The sequence below is a fragment of the Xanthomonas sp. XNM01 genome, assembly GCF_014851915.1.
Taxonomy (GTDB): domain Bacteria; phylum Pseudomonadota; class Gammaproteobacteria; order Xanthomonadales; family Xanthomonadaceae; genus Pseudoxanthomonas.
In genome coordinates this window covers 168,632-185,163 of sequence record NZ_JACVAP010000004.1, presented here as the reverse complement: position 1 = coordinate 185,163, position 16,532 = coordinate 168,632, and the positions used below count along the sequence as shown (strand labels likewise).

The following is a 16,532-nucleotide window of genomic DNA, read 5'->3' as shown; positions in this document are numbered from 1 at the left end:
GATCTCAGCCGCGGGCCGGCTCGGGCACCGTGTCCTGGACCGGATCGGTCGTCGAAGCAGGCACCGGGTCGGTGTTGGCCGGTGGCGGCTCGAGCGCGGGCTCTTCGACCGGGATCGGCTTCTGCGGCAGCACCAGCGGGCCCTTGTTGCCGCAGGCGGCGAGAACGGCCAGCAGCGCGGCCGCGGACAGGAAACGGAGGGAGGGCGTGTTCATGCGCCGAAGTATAAGCCGGCGCGCGTCACCGGCCGTGAGCCGGGCATCGACCGCGCGCAGCGTGCGGTCACGCCGGCACGCCCGTCCCCAGGAAGGCATGACGCCGGCGCACATCGTGCGGCACGGGCCTCCACGCCGTGCCCCGGCGGATCCGCGCTGGTGACATCGGAACCAGGATCAACGAGCCACCACCATGCATCCGGCGACGGCACGCGCCGGCGGGACTGACGCCGTTGCCGGGCATTGGACGCAGCAGCCAGCGCGCAGGCGACCGGCGTCATGGGTTCAACCTGCCGGCATGCCCTGCCCGGCGACGGCACGGCATGCCGGAGCACAGGCATCTGCCGACGGGGCCGGGGCGGCATGCGGCACACGGCACTCGCGGCGCGATGGCGGGTGCATCCGCGGACGACCGGGATCACCGTTCCGGCGGCGAAGGCGCGTCCATGCCTGGCGTGCGTGGCGGCGGCTCGGGCCGGCACCACAGCCAGGTGCCGACCGCGGCCATGCAGCCGATCGGCAGGGCGACCATCCAGAGCCGATAGCCGGGGGTGACCAGCATGACGCCGAGCATGATCGCGGCGCTGGCCAGCATCGCCCACGTCGCCATCCACTTGGCCCGGCGCGGCACGGCGCGGTGCTGCTGCCAGTCGCGGATCAGGGGGCCGAACCGCGGATCGGCCAGCAGTCTCGCGTGCAGGCGCTTCGAACCGCGCGCGGCGGCCCAGGCCGCGACCAGGATGAACGGCGTGGTCGGCAGGCCGGGCAGGAACACGCCGAGGATGCCCAACCCGAGGCTGACATAGGCCAGCAGCCACCACAGCCAGCGGAACCGGCTGGAAGGCATCGCGGGTGGCGGTAGGTCGTTCACCACGCAGTTTTACCGCAGTTGGCAGGCACCGCGCAGCAGAACGCCCATGCCGGTGCGCCACGAACGAAGACGCCGGGCAGTGCCCGGCGTCTTCGGCCTCGCGACATCCGTCGGACTTACTTCAGCGGTGCGGCCTGCACGCCAAGCTGGTCGAGCACGAACGCATAGTACTCGGCCATCTCGCGGTAGCGGCGGAACCGGCCCGACTTGCCGCCGTGACCGGCTTCCATGTTGGTGCGGAACACGATCGGATGGCTGCCGGTGTTGTGGTCGCGCAGGCGCGCCACCCACTTGGCCGGCTCCCAGTACTGCACCTGCGAGTCCCACAGGCCGGTGCCGACGAACAGCGCCGGGTAGTCCTGCGCCTTGATGTTGTCGTAGGGCGAGTAGGCCAGCATCACGTCGTAGAACGGCTTCTGCTCCGGGTTGCCCCACTCGTCGTACTCGTTGGTGGTCAGCGGGATCGACGCGTCCAGCATCGTCGTGACCACGTCGACGAACGGCACCTGCGCGACCATCACCCGGTAATCGGCCGGCGCCTGGTTGGCGACCGCACCCATCAGCAGGCCGCCGGCGCTGCCGCCGGACGCGGCGACGCGGTCCTTGGCCACGTAGCCCTGTGCGACCAGCGCACGGGTCACGTCGATGAAGTCGTTGAAGGTGTTCTGCTTGTTCAGCAGCTTGCCGTCCTCGTACCACTGCCGGCCCATCTCCTGGCCGCCACGGATGTGGGCGATCGCATAGACCATGCCGCGGTCGAGCAGGCTGACCACCGGCGAGTTGAAGCCCGGGTCCATCGAGATGCCGTAGCTGCCGTAGGCGTACTGCAGCAGGGCGGCGCTGCCGTCCTTCTTGAACCCGTTGCGGTAGACCAGCGACACCGGCACCTTGACCCCGTCGCGCGCGGTCACCCACAGGCGCTCGGTGGTGTACCTGGCCGGGTCGTAGCCGATCACCGGCTGCTGCTTCAGCACGCGGCGCTCGCCGGTGGCGATGTTGAGCTCGTAGGTGGTCGACGGCGTGGCCAGCGAGGTGTAGCCGTAGCGCAGCCAGGTGCTGTCGTGCTCGGCGTTGACCGACAGGCCCATCGAGTACGCCGGCTCGTCGGCCTTGACGTAGTCCTGGCTGCCGTCGGCCTTCAGCAGGCGGATCCGCTCCAGGCCGTCGGAACGCTCGGCGATCGCGGTGAAGCCGTCGAACAGCTCGAAGCCCTCGATGAACACCGCCGGATCGTGCGCCAGCCAGTCGGTCCACTGACTGCGCGAGGTCGCATCGCTGGGCGCGGTGACCAGCTTGAAGTTGGTCGTGGGCTTGCCGTCGGCGCCCGGCGCGTTGGTGCGGATCACCCAGCGGTCGCCCAGGTGGTCGGCGTCGTACTCGACGTCACGCGCACGCGGCGCCAGCACGGTGAAGGTCGTCGGGTCGGCCGCCGGCGCGTAGCGCAGCTCGGAGGAGACCGTGCTCGAGACTTCGATGGTGATGAACTTCTCGTCGCGGGTACGGCCCACGCCCATGTAGAAGCTGTCGTCGGTTTCCTCGTAGACCAGCACGTCGTCGGCGACCGGCGTGCCCAGCACGTGCTTCTTTACGCGCACGGTCAGCAGGGTGTCCGGGTCGTTCTCGACGTAGAACAGGGTCTTGTTGTCGTCGGCCCAGACCAGGTTGGCGGACACACCGGTGATGACGTCCGGATAGAGTTCGCCGGTCTCCAGGTTCTTGACGCGCACCGTGTACTGGCGGCGGCCGTTGCTGTCGTCGGCATAGGCCAGCAGCCGGTTGTCGTTGCTGACTGCGTAGTCGCCGACGCTGTAGTAGCCCTTGTCGGCGGCCAGCACGTTGACGTCCAGCAGCACCTGCTCGCCGGCGAAGTCGCCGCGCTCGTTGGCGGCCTGGATCGACAGCGCATCGAGGCCGGCCGCGTCGCGGCGGCGCGCGTGCACCGGGTAGTCCTTGCCGGCCTCGAAGCGCGAGTAGTACCACCAGCCCTGCTCGCGGTACGGCACCGAGCTGTCGTCCTGCTTGATCCGGCCGACGATCTCCTCGTACAGCGCATCCTCGACCGGCTTCAGCGGTGCGAGCACCGCGTCGGCGTAGGCGTTCTCGGCGGCGAGGTAGGCCAGCATCGCCTTGTCCTCGCGGTCGTCGTCGCGCAGCCAGTAATACTCGTCGTCGCGGGCCGCGCCGAACGGGGCGGTCACCGTATGCGGCTTGCGCGCGGCATCCGGCGGAGTGGCCGCGGAGGCGGCGGAAATCGGGGGAAGAGTCATCAGCAACGCCAGTGCGGTGGTGAGGGAACGCGTCATGGATGGGGTCCGTCGAAGGGAATTACCAGTGCCGTGAAGCAGCGGGGCGCGACTTCCGCCGCGCCCCGTGCCGTGTCAGTTGCCGGTCGAGAGCCGCTTCCAGAGGAAGCTGTAGGCCAGCGCCGCCATGTGCGCGGCCTGCGCATTGTTGGCCGCACCGCCGTGACCGCCTTCGATGTTCTCGTAGTAGGTCACGTCCTTGCCGGCGTCGATCATCAGCGCCGCCATCTTGCGGGCATGGCCCGGATGCACGCGGTCGTCGCGGGTGGACGTGGTGAAGATCACCGGCGGGTACTCCTTCGCCGGGTCGAACAGGTGGTACGGCGAGAAGGTCTTGATGAACGCCCAGTCGGCGGTGTCGGGATTGCCGTATTCGGCCATCCACGAGGCGCCGGCCAGCAGCTTGTTGTAGCGGCGCATGTCCAGCAGCGGCACCTGGACCACCACCGCGCCGAACAGCTCCGGATACTGGGTCAGCATGTTGCCGGTGAGCAGGCCGCCGTTGCTGCCGCCCTGCACGCCCAGATGCGCCGGCGAGGTGATCTTCCTGGCGGTCAGGTCGCGGGCGACCGCGGCGAAGTCCTCGTAGGCCTTGTGCCGGTTCTGCTTCAGCGCCGCCTGGTGCCAGCGCGGGCCGTACTCGCCGCCGCCGCGGATGTTGGCGACCACGTACACGCCGCCGTTGTCCAGCCAGGCGCGGCCCATGCCGCCGGAGTAGCTCGGGGTCAGCGAGATCTCGAAGCCGCCGTAGCCGTACAGGAGGGTCGGCGCGCTGCCGTCGAGCTTCAGGTCCTTCGGACGGACCAGGAAGTACGGCACCTTCGTACCGTCCTCGGAGGTCGCGAAGTGCTGCTCGATCGCATGCTTCGAACCATCGAAGAACGCCGGCATCGACTTCAGCACTTCCGGCTGCTGGCCGATCTGCGCCAGCGACAGCGTCGGCGGGGTCAGATAGTCGGACGAGCTCAGCCAGACCGCATCGGAGTCCTCGCTGTCGACCGCGCCGACGCTGATCGTGCCGAACGCCGGCGCGCCGACGAAGGCGCTGCGGGTCCAGCCCTGCGTCCCCGGGGTCAGCACCGTCAGCCTGCTCTTCACGTCTTCCAGCACGTTCAGCACCAGATGCGACTTCGTCCAGCTGAAGCCGGCCAGCGAGCTGGTGTCGGTCGGCTCGAACAGCACGTCGAATTCACGCTTGCCGGCCAGGAAGTCGTCCAGCTTCGTCGCCAGCAACGCGCCGGCCGGATAGGTCCTGCCGCCCACGGTCCAGGCTTCACGCAGCTCCAGCGTCAGCCACTGCCGGTGCACGCTCTTGTTGACCGAATTCGGCACGTCGATGCGGACCAGCTTGCCGTCGGCGCCGAGCAGGTACAGCTCGTCGTTGTAGAACGCCAGGGTGCGGCTGACGAAATCGCGCTCGTAGCCCGGGGTGTCGTCGTGGTAACCGGCGATGTACATGTCGTCGGCCTTGCCTTCGTACACCACCTCGGCCGCGGCCAGCGGGGTGCCGCGCTTCCAGCGCTTGACCACGCGCGGATAGCCGGACTCGGTCATCGTGCCGGCGCCGAAATCGGTGTAGACGAACAGCGTGTCCTGGTCGATCCAGCTCACCCCGCCCTTGGCTTCCGGACGGTAGAAGCCGCCGTCGACCCAGGTCTTGCTGCCCAGGTCGAACTCGCGGGTGACGTCGGCATCGGCGCCGCCGCGCGACAGCGCGATCAGGCAGCGCTCGTAGGCCGGGCGCAGGCAGTTGGCGCCGTGCCAGACCCAGTTCTCGCCCTCGGACTTGTTCAGCGCATCCAGGTCCAGCAGGGTTTCCCAGGCTGGATTCGGCTTGCGGTATTCCTCCAGCGTGGTCCGGCGCCACAGGCCGCGCTCGTGCTGCTTGTCCTTCCAGAAGTTGTAGTAGTAGTCGCCGATCTTCTGCACGCCGGGGATCTTGGCGTCCGAATCCAGGACCTCGCGGATGCCGGCTTCCAGGCGCTTGAACTCCGGCGTGGAGGCCAGCGCGGCATCGGTCTTCGCGTTCTGGGCGCGGACCCAGTCCAAGGCCTTGTCGCCGGTGACGTCTTCCAGCCACTGGTACGGATCGTCGCTCACCGCGGCCTCCTGGGCATGGGCCGCACCGGCGGCGATGAGACCTGCGAACAGGCAGGCCTGGGCGAGTCGGGACATGGCTACTCCGTCGAAATGAAATGCAGCCGGCGACGCTAGCACAGCCCTGCCTGCCCGAGCCCCTGCCGATGGTCAGGCCGGCAGGCGCCTGGCCTGGGCCCCGCGGCGCGCCTGGCTACGGCGGCGCAGTATCCGCGCCAGCGCCGGCGGCAGCCGGAAGCGGTGCAGCGCCCACCAGGCCGCCAGCGGCATGCCGACCAGCCACAGCGGCATCCAGCCGAGCCAGTCGCTGGAGCCGCGCAGCGCCGGCACCAGCAGCACCGCCGCGAGCCCGGCCAGCAGCAGCCGGCGCAGCACGCGCTCGATCAGCGGATCCGGGCCGTGGCCGGGGTCCGGGCGCAGGTCGGCAGCGGAGGCGGAGATGGCGGCAGTCGGGGACCAGATCGGCATGGCGGGAGGCTCCTGAGTCGGGAGCACAGCCTGCGGCCGGTCCATCTCAGAGGCTGCGACCGGCCGACGGACCTGGACCGCAATGGGACGGCCGACGACACCGGGACGTTCGAGCGCGGCGCATGGTCGAGCGGCATCTGCGCTGCCGAAGGAGCGCGCGCGGCCGCCGTCCTTCAGGTCGTGGCCAGGGCGGGATCGGACATGGCGGCCCTGGCCGGGGCCATTCCGGCAGGATGATGGCCCAGCCGCATCCTGCATCTGTCCGGAGGCGCGCTGGCGCGACCGTCCTCCCCGCCGGCGCGACCATCGCCGAGCGGCGCATGGCGACCGGCGTGGTTGCCGCAACGTTTCATCGGCCGCTCCGGTCGCCACCGGACACCACGCCGGGTTCAGCGCCAGCGCTGAGACACCGATGCGTGGTATGGCCCATCACCTGGGCACGACCGCTTCGTCACGCGTACCGGCTCAACGACAGCTCCAGCAGCGCCTTGGCCTGTTCGCGCAGCATGGCGGGCTCGACGATCTCGGCGTCGGCGCCGTAGTGCATCACGTCCATCAGCAGTTCGCGCGGCACGCTGTAGGGCACCTTCAGCTCGTAGCGGCCATCGGCCAGAAAGCGGCCCTGCTGCTTGGAGTGCCAGTGCTCGTCGGCGACCCAGCGCGCGATCTTGGCGTCGAACAGGATGGTCGCCCAGCCGCGCGGCTCGCCCGAGAAGATGCCGTAGCTGGACGACAGGTGCTGGTTGAGCGCCTCGTCGGACAGGTCCTCGGCGGCATCGCCCAGCGGCTTCGCATTGACGATGCGGTCCACCGCGAAGCTGCGCAGCGCGCCGCGGTCGTGGTCGAGCGCGTCCAGGTACCAGTTGTCGCGGTAATGGGTGATCCGCTGCGGCGAGACCTTGCGCTTCGTGGTCTCGTCGGTGGAGCGGGCGCGGTACTCGAACGTCAGCCGACGCCGCTCCAGCACCGCCGAGGCGACGATGCGGAAGGTGGCCTCGTCCAGGCGACGGCCGCGATGCGGGATCACCCGCACGCGCTCGACCGGCCACTGGCTGGCGCCGGCCTGCGCGGCCAGCAGTCCTTCGATCCGCTGCTGCAGCGGTGCCAGCACGGTCGAGAGCACGCCGCCGCCGGTGCGCTTGAGCAGCTGCTGCGAGGCCAGCAGCGCATGCAGCTCTTCCGAACTCAGCCACAGCCCGGGCAGTTCGAAGCGGTCGCTCTCGCCCGCCGCGTAACGGAAACCGGCATCGCCATCGCCCTCCACCGGCGCCATCAGCGCGTCGCGCAGGAAGGCCAGGTCACGGTAGACGGTGGCGCGGGAGCATCCGAGCTCCTCCTGCAGCCGCGGCACGGTGACCGGGTAGCGGGCGGCCTTGAGGATGCGATGCAGGGCGTTGATGCGTTCGTATCGGTCCATGCGCCGATTATGGCGCGGTTGCCGGTACGCGGTGCATCCGCCGGTCATCCGCTCCTGCGGGCGTGACGGTATCGTGGGCGGCCCGCCTCCGTCCGTCGCCGCCATGCGCCCGTTCCCCGTCCGACCGCTGTCCTTCGCGCTGGTCCTCCTGCTGGCCGCCTGCGCCGACCCGGCACCGCCCGCGTCGCCGGCCGCCAGCACGATTCCCGCCGCCGATGCGCTGCCTGCCGCGCCGGCCGACCCCGCCAGCGAAGTCCGCGCGTCGATGGGACGCTTCCTCGCCGCGCGCAGCTTCGAGGCGACGATGCGGATGGAAGGCGCACGCGCGATCGAACAGCGGCTGGAGTTCGTCGCGCCGGACCGCTACCGGATCGTCCTGCCGGCCGGCACCCAGGTGGTGGTCGGCGACACGCTGTACCTGAGCGCGGGCGGACACACCCGGCAGGTGCCGCTGGAACCGGGCGTGCTGGCCGAATGGCGCGACCCGATGCGGCTGGGCAGCCTCGGCGATGCGCTGCAGGTGGAGGATCGCGGTGCGGACCTGGTCGACGGCCGGCCCGCGCGCCGCTATCGCGTGCAGCATGGCGATCCGCAGCCGCTCGCGTTCGACTACTGGGTCGATGCGCGCGGCCTGCCGCTGCAGATCGTCACCCGCGGCACCGGCCCGCAGGGCGACTACGCGATGACCCTGCGCTACGCGCGCTTCGACGATCCGGCGATCCGCATCGACCCGCCCTGACCGGCGCACGCCAGCGCCGACCGGCGGCAAGCGCACCCGCCGATGCCGATGGCAGACTCTGCGCTCAGGGGAACCGAGGCGGTCGCGTACCGCCGCACCAGCGGGGACACGATGCACCCACCCATTTCCTGCCGGCCTGCACATGCGCCGGAGATCGGCCATGCCGGTCGTCGCATGCCACGCCGCATAAGCGGTGACCGGCCGTGAGCCGCGACGGCCTGTTGCGTCCTGCACTGTGGACCGCCGCGACCACCGGCAGCGGGCTGCTGCTGTGGACGGCGATCAGCGCCGCCGTGCTGCACGGCCGCATCGGCACGGTGGACGTGCAGCGCCTGCAGGTGAGCGGGCTCGGCCTCGGCCTGCTGCTGAGCGCGACGCTGCTGCCGCTGCTGTGGCGCACGCCGGCGCCGAATCCGTGGCGCCTGCGCGCCCTCGGCCTCGGTGCGCTGTCGATGCTGGCCGCGCTGGTCCTGCTGACGCTGAAGACCGGCAGCCATGCCGACCCCATGCTGATCAGCGCAGCCGCGATGGCCACCGCGATGGGCGGCGTGCTGACCCTGGCGGCCACGCCGCCGGCGTTGCTGCAGCCCTCGCCGCCGCTGCGGATGCCAGTCCAGCTGGCCACCGCGATGCTGGCCGGCGCGACCCTGCTGTTCGCCCTGATCGCGCTGGCCTGGGGCGCGGCGATGCCGGCCACCGCGCCTGCGCCATCGCTGCTGATGCTGGTCCTGGTGCTGGCCGGCCTGCTGCTCCTGTTCTGGCGCGACGACCGGCGCCCGGCACCGTTGCCGGCGATGCGCCCACGCTGGATCGTGCTGGGCCTGCTGGCCGGCCTGCCGCTGCTGCTGGCCCTGCTGTCCTTCGCCCTGCCCGGCCTGGGCCGGCTGCTGTGGCCGCTGGCGGCGCTGTCGGTGCTCGCCGGCTCCACGCTCGAGCACCGCCTGCTGCTGGCCACGCCCATCGCCCGTTGAGGCCATGCCGTCTCGATGCGCGACAGTGTCGATGGTGCCCACGCCATTCCTTCCGGCAGCGGTGACCGACGACGCCGTCGACGGAACCAGCGCATGTGCGATGCCTCCGCGTTGGCGGTCGCCCCGCGGGCGGTCGGGACGGTCGATGGCGATGCGATGCTCCCGGGCATCCGCACGAGGGCGCTGCAGTGACTTCCTCCCGGGAGGCCTCCCATCGGACAGGGTGCGCCAGGTACCCCGCCCCATGACCGCGCTGCATCCGCCCGGCGACACGGGTGATCGCAGGCCGGGCACGTGGTGGCCCGCGTGCGCACCGGACACGCAGGCGCGACCTTCAGCGCCATCGGGCATGTGGCCACACATGATCCGCACCGATCCGACAGGCGCGACACGATGATGCGGCTGCTCCTGACCGTGCTGGTCGGCGGCTGCAGCCTGCTCGCTGCTGCCCTCGGCGTGTCGATCGCCGTCCACGCGTGGTGGCTTGCCGGCCTGCCTTACACCGCCGAGGGGAATCACTTCGACGGTCTGGTCACTCACCACGCCGGCGCGCAGTTCGTCTATGCGGCCATCGCCCTGCTGTGCCTGGTGGTCGCCATCATCCTGTGTCGGCTGGCGCTGGCGCTCACGCGACGGCGCGCTCCGGGGTGAGCGCCTCGCGATGCCGGTGACGAGGGCGGCGCGGGATCACTCCTCCCAGGCGGCCGCGAATCATGGGCCGGTCTTCGGTCTCGACGCCGTCGCCGCGCCACGCGCCGTGATGTCCCGCCCCCGGCGATGCGTCCGTGCCGGCCGTCCGTACGGTTACAGAAACCGTCCGGCGCCCTTGGCCAGCAGTTCGGCCGCGACATGGCGACCGAGCGCCTGCGGCGCATCGGCCGGGCCTTCGGACTCGGCACGCACCTGGCTGCCATCGGTGGCCGAGCCGACCAGGGCCTGCAGGTGCAGGCGGGTGCCGTCCAGCTCCGCATAGGCGGCCACCGGCACGTGGCAGCTGCCGTGCAGCGCGCGGTTGAGCGCGCGCTCGGCCTCGATCCGGATCCGGGTCGGCGGATGTTCCAGGGGCGCCATCAACGCAGCGGTGGCGGCATCGCCCTCGCGGGTCTCGACCGCGACCACCGCCTGCGCCGGCGCCGGCAGCCACAGCGGCGGCAGCAGGCGCGAGCGGATCCGCAGGTCCATGCCCAGCCGCTGCAGGCCGGCGCAGGCCAGCACGATGGCGTCGTACTCGCCGGCATCGAGCTTGGCCAGCCGCGTGTTGACGTTGCCGCGCAGGTCGCGCAGCTGCAGGTCAGGGCGCAGCGCGCGCAGCAGCGCCTGCCGGCGCAGCGAGGAGGTGCCGACCACGGCGCCCTCGGGCAGCGTCTCCACCCCGACGTGGTGATTGCTGACGAAGGCGTCGGCCGGGTCGGCGCGTTCGAGCACGGCCGGCATCGCAAAGCCCGGCTCGAGCTCCATCGGCACGTCCTTGAGCGAGTGCACCGCGCAGTCGGCGTCGCCGCGCTGCATCGCCAGTTCCAGCTCCTTCAGGAACAGGCCCTTGCCGCCGATCGCGGCCAGCGAGCGGTCCAGCTGCTCGTCGCCACGGGTGCTCATCGGCACCAGCACGACCTCCAGGCCGGGATGGAGGATCCGCAGGCGGGCGGCGACGTGTTCGCTCTGCCACAGGGCGAGCGGGCTCTTGCGGGTGGCGATGCGCAGGGTCTTCATCCGCGCATTATCGCGGATGCCGGCGGCGGCGCGGCTTGCGCGAGATCAAAGATGGCGCAGCGTCTGCCGCAGCTGGGGCACGCAGCGGCGGCTGACCTCCAGCGGCTGCGGCGTGTGCCGCAGCACGGCCTGCACGTGGCCGTCGGTGCCGCGACGCAGTTCGACCAGTTCCTGGCGGGCGACCAGGCAGTTGCGGTGGATGCGCACGAAGCGGTCGCCGAACTCGTCCTCGAGCGACTTCAGCGATTCCTCGATCAGGTCCTCGCCGCGGGTGTGGTGGACCACCACGTACTTCTCCTCGGCCTGCAGGTAACGGATCTCCTCCAGCGGGATCAGCCGCAGGCTGCCGCGCAGGCGCGCGCACAGATGGCCGCGGCGCTCGCCGGGCGCGGCCGCGGCCGGTGCCGGCCGGCCGGCGAGGAAGGTCCGCACCCGCTCCAGCGCGGCGGCCAGACGCTCGGGCCGCACCGGCTTGACCAGGTAGTCCAGCGCGGCGGCCTCGAAGGCGGACAGGGCGTGGGCGTCGTAGGCCGTGCAGAACACCACCGCGGTCGGCGGATCGGCCGCCGCCAGCCGGCGGGCGGTCTCCAGCCCGTCGATGCCGGGCATCGCGATGTCCAGCAGCACCGCATGCGGCTGCCGGCTGGCGCACAGGTCGAGCACCTGCTGCCCGTTCTCGGCTTCGGCCACCACGTCCACGTCGGGCTGCTCGGCGAGCAGGCGGCGCAGGCGCTCGCGGGCGAGCGGTTCGTCGTCGGCGATGACCAGTGTCAGGGGCGGCATCAGGGCAACGGCAGCGTGACGTCGCAGGCATAGTAGCCGTCGCGCCACGCCGACGTCACCCGCGCGCCCGCGCCGAAGCGGTAGGCCAGGCGATTGGCGATGCTGCGCTGGGCATGGCCGGCGCCGCGCTGGAAGGCAGGCGACTGTGCGGTGTCCGGCGCCGGGGCCGGATTGAGCACCTGCAGCCGCAGCGTGCGTCCCTCGCACCACAGCGCGATCCGCACCGTGCCGCCCTCCGGCAGGCGCGAGATGCCGTGCAGGACGGCGTTCTCGACCAGCGGCTGCAGCACCAGCCGCGGCATCGCCAGGTCCAGCGGCAGCGGCTCGCGCCGGTCCCACTCCACCTGCAGGCGCGCGCCCAGGCGCAGCCGCTCGATCGACAGGTACTGGGTGGCCAGCTCGCATTCGGCGGCCAGGGTCGAGTCGGCCTCGCCGGCGCCCAGCGCGGCCCGGAACAGGTCGGACAGGTCCAGCACCGCCCGCTCGGCGGTGTCCGGGTCGCGCGGCAGCAGGCTCGCGATCAGGTTCATGCTGTTGAACAGGAAATGCGGCCGGATCCGCGCCTGCAGGGCATCGGCCTCGGCGCGGGCGTTGGCCCGGGTCTGGGCCATCCAGCGGTCGCTGACGTAGAAGTAGCGCAGCAGCAGGGCCACGATCAGCGCCGTCACCGCCGCGCCGCCCAGGGTGAAGCGCCAGAACCCCACGCCCATCGCCTCGCTGCCGAGACTGCCGTACAGGCCATGCACGATGCCCGCCATCAGCGCCGCCACCGTCGCCGCCAGGCCGACAGCGGCCAGCGCGCCGGAACGCAGCGGCAGCCGCGACAGCGGCACGCGCAGCTTGCACAGCAGCACCGCCACCGCCAGCGCGAGCCACAGCGCGAAGCCGCTGGCGGACAGGAAACGCGCGGGGCTCCAGTCGCGGACGCCATCGGGGGCCAGCGCGACCACCACCACGACCAGCTCGGCCGCGCCCAGCATCGCCAGCAGGCGCGGCAGCCGGCACAGGTCCGGCAGCCAGGGCACGTGCTCGCGCGGGTCGTTCATCGCCGCTGCACCGGGCCGGCGCTCAGCGCAGGCGCCGCTCGAGCCAGTCGCCGAGGGCGGCGATCTCCTCGGCGCAGACCTGGTGGGCCATCGGATAGCGGTGCCAGTCGACCTCCAGGCCGACCCGCTCCAGCGCGGCCGCGCTGGCCTGGCCGTACCGCAGCGGCACCACCGGATCGCCATCGCCATGGGCCATGAACACCGGCTGCGCGACCGCGTTGGGATGCCGGGCCGAGGCGGCCGCATCGCCGCCGGGCAGATAGGTCGACAGCGCGATCAGGCCGGCCAGCGGCTCGCTGCGGCGCAGCCCCGCGGCCAGGGTGATCGCGCCGCCCTGGGAGAAGCCGGCCAGCAGCACCCGCGAGGCCGGCACGCCACGCTCGGCCTCGCGCGCGATCAGCGCGTCGACCTGGGCGACCGATTCGTCCACGCCAGCGGCGTCGGCGCGCTCGGCGAAGTCCATCGCCACGATGTCGTACCAGGCGCGCATCGGCATGCCGCCGTTGATCGTGATCGGCCGCTGCGGCGCATGTGGAAAGACGAAGCGCAGGGCCGGCCAGTGCGGGCGCACCAGTTCGGGGACCAGCGGCGCGAAGTCGTGGCCGTCGGCGCCGAGACCGTGCAGCCAGAGCACGGTCCATTGCGGCGCCGGGCCGGTTTCCTGTTCGAGCGTCTGCAGCAGCATCGGGGGTTCCGCGGAAGGGCAATCGCCGCATTATGCCCGCAGCCTCCGGGCGCGGGTCCGCATCGCGGGAGCGCGCCGGCCTCAGCTGCCGGCCGGCAGCCGGTAGCGCAGCACCCGCTGCATCGTGTGCTGTTCGCCGGTGGCCTCGAACTGCCAGCGCGCGGCCACGGCCAGCGCCGAGGCATCGAACAGGCCGGCCGGATCGGCGGATACCACGCGCACGTCGCGGACCGCGCCATCGGGCATCACCCGGAACGACAGCTCGACCTGGCCCTCGATGCGCCCGCGCAGGGCCGGCAGTGGATAGCGCGGACTCACGTCGGCCAGCAGGCGTGGCTGTCGCCGCGCGCCGGGAGCGGGGACCGTCGGTACGGCGGTGGCCGCTGCAGGCGGTGTCTCCACCCTGGCCGGCGCGGGCGTGACCGGCGCCGCGACGACCGCGGGCACCGGCGTCGAGGGAGCCTGCACTGACGGCGCCGCAGGCGCGGGCGCGGCCGGACGTGGCTCGGGCCGGGCGGCGGCGGCCTGCGCGGTCAGCGCGGCCTCCTGCCGGGCCTGGTCGGCCAGCAGGGTCGACACCGCCTGGCGCAGGCGCGGCAGCGCGGGCGCGGCCGGATCGGCGCGCGCGAGCAGGTCGACCAGGCGGCCGGCCTCGCTGGCGCCGCCGTCCTGCAGGCTGCGCTCGATGCCCAGCATCAGGTACGGCTGCAGCTGGACCAGGGCGGTGCCGGCCGCCGCAGCGTGGGCCGGACGCTCGCGCAGGGCCAGGAAGTACTCCACCGCGTTCGCGCCGGCCGGCGCGAACAGATGCTGCTCGCGCATCGCCTGGTCGGCCGCCGCCTGCAGGCCGGCATCGTCCTCGGGGATCGCCGGCGCCTGCATCGGCGGCGCGTCCGCCTCGACGACCGGCATCGGTTCCGGGGCCGGCGCCTGGCCGCATCCGGCCAGCGCACCGCCCAGCATCGTCATCACCACGACCCACTTCGCACGCATCGCACACCCCCTGGAGCGGCGCAGCCTAGCCGGAGCAGATGACGCCCGCGGGACAGCGCTGCCGGGCACCGGCGTGCCTCCAGGCCGGGACGCGTCGGTGCAGCCCGGGTCGAAGGCGGCAGCGGGCCCACCGCCGCGGCGCGCGGACACGGCGCGGCCGCCGACAGCTGCCGGCGGCGCAGCAGGCGCGATGATCAAGCGACGTCGTTGCGGTGGCGCAGTTCGGCGGCCCGACGCAGCACCCAAGGCGGGTCGAGTTCCTCGGGGATGCAGAAGATCCGGTGCCGGCGCAGCCAGCGACCACCGCGACGGCTCGAGGTGATCGCCACCGTCGGGATCGCCAGCACCATGCCCAACACCACCGGCAGCATCCACAACGCCAGCCCAGGCGAGACCGCCCAGGCCAGCAGGCCCATGAACAGGCCGAACAGGCTCAGCCCGGCATAGCTGCGTACCAGGCTGGACAACGGCACGCTGCCGTCGTCGCGCTGCTGCGCCTCCCAGCCCGAATCGCGACCGGCCAGCACTTCAGCGACACCGCGCGACTGGCGGTACATCACCACCGGCGCCATCAGCGCGGCCAGCACGCTCTCGATCAGCACGCCGACCAGCGCCCGGAAGGCGCCGCCACAGCCGCGGCGTTCGGCCGGATCCAGCAGCATCGACAGGTAGCCGAGGATCTTCGGCGCGAACAGCACGCCCATGGTCGCGGCGAACAGCCAGGCCACGCGCTCGGCGTCCTTCTCGCGCCAGAACGCCAGCGGCGAGAAGCCCGGCAGCTGGAAGCCGTTCCAGGTCAGGTCGGTGCTGTACAGCGGGATCGCCAGGCCGACCAGCATCAGCATCGCCCACATCGGCGCGGTGAAGTAATGGCCGATGCCGACCGCCATGTGCATGCGGCTGATCCAGTGCAGGCCGGCGCTGCCGACCACCTTGCCGTGCTGCAGGTTGCCCTGGCACCAGCGGCGGTCGCGGACCAGCAGGTCGCTCAGCGATGGCGGGCCTTCCTCGTAGCTGCCGCCGAGGTCGGGGACCATGTGGATCGCCCAGCCGCCGCGCCGCATCAGCGCGGCCTCGACGAAGTCGTGGCTGAGGATGTCGCCGCCGAACGGCTTGCGCCCCGGCAGCGCCGGCAGGCCGGCGTGGTCGGCGAAGGCGCGGGTGCGCAGCATCGCGTTGTGGCCCCAGTAGTTGCCCTCGGCGCCGTGCCACCAGGCGATGCCGCGCGCGATCACCGGGCCGTACACGCGCCCGCCGAACTGCTGCATGCGCGCGAACAGGCTGGCGCCGTTGACCACCCGCGGCAGGGTCTGCAGCAGGCCGACGCCGGGATTGCGCTCCATCGCCGCGGCCAGCCGCACCAGCGTGTCGCCGGTCATCAGGCTGTCGGCATCGAGCACCAGCATCTGCGGATAGGCCGCGCCGAAGCGCTGTACCCACTCGGCGACGTTGCCGGCCTTGCGCCCGCCGTTCTCGCGCCGCCGGCGGTAGAACAGCCGGCCCGCGCCATCGACCCGCTCGCGCACCGCGGCGAAGACCGCGCGCTCCTGCGCGGCGATCTCCTCGCGGCGGCTGTCGGAGAGCACGAAGAAATCGAAATGCGCCAGCTGGCCGGTCGCGGCGACCGATTCGTACACCGCCTGCAGGCCGGCCATGATCCGCTCGGGATCCTCGTGGTAGGTCGGCATCAGCAGCGCGGTGCGGGCGCGCAGCGTCGGCAGCGGGCCGTCGCGCTCGATCCCCAGCGGATGCCGGCGCTCGCGCAGCGACAGCACGAAGCCGGCGACCGCGCTCAGGCAGGACATCGCGATCCAGGCGAACAGCGCCACGAACAGCACCAGCAGGACCATGTCCAGCAGGCTGATCCCGTTCACGCGCAGCACCTGCAGCATGCCCAGCGCCGCGGCCGCGGTCATCGCCGCGGTGCCGCCGATCACATAGGCGCGGCGCCAGCCGATGCCGCGCGGCGAGGTCGCGGGAATGGCGGCGGGCAGCGTGCCCTCGCGCAGGGATTGTCCCGGCATCGCCAGCGGCGCCTCGGCCGGCAGCCAGTCCTGGTCGGGTTCGTCCACGGTCGTCGCAGGCCCCGGCGCGGTGCCGGCAGGCGGGTTCATCGCAGATCGCACGTACAACCTCGCAGCAGCTCGTCGGGGGCGGACAGGGTGCGCGCAGCGCCCACCCGGGCAGGGTCGACACCAGCCTGTCGCCCGTCCGTCATCTGCGTATTGTGCGGTG

The 16,532-nt window shown here is 72.1% G+C and carries 15 protein-coding genes; 3 read left to right on the top strand and 12 right to left on the bottom strand.

Annotated features, from left to right (window positions below; all coding sequences use genetic code 11):
• Positions 1 to 4: 4 nt before the first annotated feature.
• The 6 genes from IB242_RS14965 to IB242_RS14940 form a co-directional block, all read right to left on the bottom strand.
• Positions 5 to 214, bottom strand: a complete 210-nt coding sequence (locus tag IB242_RS14965; protein ID WP_192281141.1) for a lipoprotein — start codon at positions 212 to 214, stop codon at positions 5 to 7.
• A gap of 418 nt (positions 215 to 632) precedes the next feature.
• Positions 633 to 1,061 carry a YbaN family protein gene (locus IB242_RS14960; RefSeq protein WP_192281137.1) on the bottom strand — a complete coding sequence of 143 codons (429 nt, stop codon included), beginning with the start codon at positions 1,059 to 1,061 and terminating at the stop codon, positions 633 to 635.
• 140 nt (positions 1,062 to 1,201) lie between these two features.
• Complete coding sequence (locus IB242_RS14955) at positions 1,202 to 3,388, bottom strand: S9 family peptidase (RefSeq protein WP_192281134.1); 2,187 nt, start codon at positions 3,386 to 3,388, stop codon at positions 1,202 to 1,204.
• A gap of 75 nt (positions 3,389 to 3,463) precedes the next feature.
• On the bottom strand, positions 3,464 to 5,563 hold the full coding sequence (locus IB242_RS14950) for a prolyl oligopeptidase family serine peptidase (protein WP_192281131.1): 2,100 nt from the start codon (positions 5,561 to 5,563) through the stop codon (positions 3,464 to 3,466).
• Between the two features lie 72 nt (positions 5,564 to 5,635).
• On the bottom strand, positions 5,636 to 5,953 hold the full coding sequence (locus IB242_RS14945; protein ID WP_343237154.1) for a hypothetical protein: 318 nt from the start codon (positions 5,951 to 5,953) through the stop codon (positions 5,636 to 5,638).
• Positions 5,954 to 6,404: 451 nt separating this feature from the next.
• Positions 6,405 to 7,370, bottom strand: coding sequence for a YafY family protein (locus IB242_RS14940; RefSeq protein ID WP_192281128.1), 966 nt, complete (start codon positions 7,368 to 7,370; stop codon positions 6,405 to 6,407).
• 103 nt (positions 7,371 to 7,473) lie between these two features.
• Here IB242_RS14940 and IB242_RS14935 point away from each other — a divergent pair, with 103 nt between their 5' ends.
• From IB242_RS14935 to IB242_RS14925, 3 genes are all read left to right on the top strand, one after another.
• Entirely contained in the window at positions 7,474 to 8,109 is a 636-nt protein-coding gene (locus tag IB242_RS14935) for a hypothetical protein (RefSeq protein ID WP_192281125.1), read from the top strand.
• A gap of 203 nt (positions 8,110 to 8,312) precedes the next feature.
• Positions 8,313 to 9,080, top strand: a complete 768-nt coding sequence (locus IB242_RS14930) for a hypothetical protein (protein ID WP_192281122.1) — start codon at positions 8,313 to 8,315, stop codon at positions 9,078 to 9,080.
• A gap of 294 nt (positions 9,081 to 9,374) precedes the next feature.
• Complete coding sequence (locus tag IB242_RS14925; protein WP_192281120.1) at positions 9,375 to 9,731, top strand: hypothetical protein; 357 nt, start codon at positions 9,375 to 9,377, stop codon at positions 9,729 to 9,731.
• Between the two features lie 153 nt (positions 9,732 to 9,884).
• Here the strand turns inward: IB242_RS14925 and hemC are convergent, their stop codons facing one another.
• From hemC to mdoH, 6 genes are all read right to left on the bottom strand, one after another.
• Entirely contained in the window at positions 9,885 to 10,790 is a 906-nt protein-coding gene (hemC, locus tag IB242_RS14920) for a hydroxymethylbilane synthase (RefSeq protein WP_192281116.1), read from the bottom strand.
• 45 nt (positions 10,791 to 10,835) lie between these two features.
• Positions 10,836 to 11,573 carry a LytTR family DNA-binding domain-containing protein gene (locus IB242_RS14915; protein WP_192281113.1) on the bottom strand — a complete coding sequence of 246 codons (738 nt, stop codon included), beginning with the start codon at positions 11,571 to 11,573 and terminating at the stop codon, positions 10,836 to 10,838.
• The gene (locus IB242_RS14910; protein WP_192281110.1) at positions 11,573 to 12,619 is read right to left on the bottom strand and encodes a histidine kinase; all 1,047 of its coding nucleotides are present in this window, start codon (positions 12,617 to 12,619) and stop codon (positions 11,573 to 11,575) included. The genes IB242_RS14915 and IB242_RS14910 overlap by 1 nt, the downstream gene beginning before the upstream one ends.
• Before the next feature lie 22 nt (positions 12,620 to 12,641).
• On the bottom strand, positions 12,642 to 13,304 hold the full coding sequence (locus IB242_RS14905; protein WP_192281107.1) for a carboxylesterase: 663 nt from the start codon (positions 13,302 to 13,304) through the stop codon (positions 12,642 to 12,644).
• An 81-nt stretch (positions 13,305 to 13,385) separates the two neighbouring features.
• Positions 13,386 to 14,297, bottom strand: coding sequence for an energy transducer TonB (locus tag IB242_RS14900; RefSeq protein WP_192281104.1), 912 nt, complete (start codon positions 14,295 to 14,297; stop codon positions 13,386 to 13,388).
• A gap of 194 nt (positions 14,298 to 14,491) precedes the next feature.
• Positions 14,492 to 16,411: a glucans biosynthesis glucosyltransferase MdoH gene (gene mdoH, locus IB242_RS14895; protein WP_192281101.1), complete on the bottom strand. Its 1,920-nt coding sequence runs from the start codon at positions 16,409 to 16,411 to the stop codon at positions 14,492 to 14,494.
• Positions 16,412 to 16,532 lie beyond the last annotated feature (121 nt).

What these genes read in the sequence shown, in the direction of transcription:
- IB242_RS14945 (WP_343237154.1), bottom strand. Translation starts at nt 5,953, where the DNA reads ATGCCGATCTGGTCCCCGACTGCCGCCATCTCCGCCTCCGCTGCCGAC.
- IB242_RS14915 (WP_192281113.1), bottom strand. Translation starts at nt 11,573, where the DNA reads ATGCCGCCCCTGACACTGGTCATCGCCGACGACGAACCGCTCGCCCGC.
- IB242_RS14950 (WP_192281131.1), bottom strand. Translation starts at nt 5,563, where the DNA reads ATGTCCCGACTCGCCCAGGCCTGCCTGTTCGCAGGTCTCATCGCCGCC.
- IB242_RS14900 (WP_192281104.1), bottom strand. Translation starts at nt 14,297, where the DNA reads ATGCGTGCGAAGTGGGTCGTGGTGATGACGATGCTGGGCGGTGCGCTG.
- IB242_RS14960 (WP_192281137.1), bottom strand. Translation starts at nt 1,061, where the DNA reads ATGCCTTCCAGCCGGTTCCGCTGGCTGTGGTGGCTGCTGGCCTATGTC.
- IB242_RS14955 (WP_192281134.1), bottom strand. Translation starts at nt 3,388, where the DNA reads ATGACGCGTTCCCTCACCACCGCACTGGCGTTGCTGATGACTCTTCCC.
- IB242_RS14935 (WP_192281125.1), top strand. Translation starts at nt 7,474, where the DNA reads ATGCGCCCGTTCCCCGTCCGACCGCTGTCCTTCGCGCTGGTCCTCCTG.
- IB242_RS14910 (WP_192281110.1), bottom strand. Translation starts at nt 12,619, where the DNA reads ATGAACGACCCGCGCGAGCACGTGCCCTGGCTGCCGGACCTGTGCCGG.
- IB242_RS14905 (WP_192281107.1), bottom strand. Translation starts at nt 13,304, where the DNA reads ATGCTGCTGCAGACGCTCGAACAGGAAACCGGCCCGGCGCCGCAATGG.
- IB242_RS14940 (WP_192281128.1), bottom strand. Translation starts at nt 7,370, where the DNA reads ATGGACCGATACGAACGCATCAACGCCCTGCATCGCATCCTCAAGGCC.
- hemC (WP_192281116.1), bottom strand. Translation starts at nt 10,790, where the DNA reads ATGAAGACCCTGCGCATCGCCACCCGCAAGAGCCCGCTCGCCCTGTGG.
- IB242_RS14965 (WP_192281141.1), bottom strand. Translation starts at nt 214, where the DNA reads ATGAACACGCCCTCCCTCCGTTTCCTGTCCGCGGCCGCGCTGCTGGCC.
- mdoH (WP_192281101.1), bottom strand. Translation starts at nt 16,411, where the DNA reads ATGAACCCGCCTGCCGGCACCGCGCCGGGGCCTGCGACGACCGTGGAC.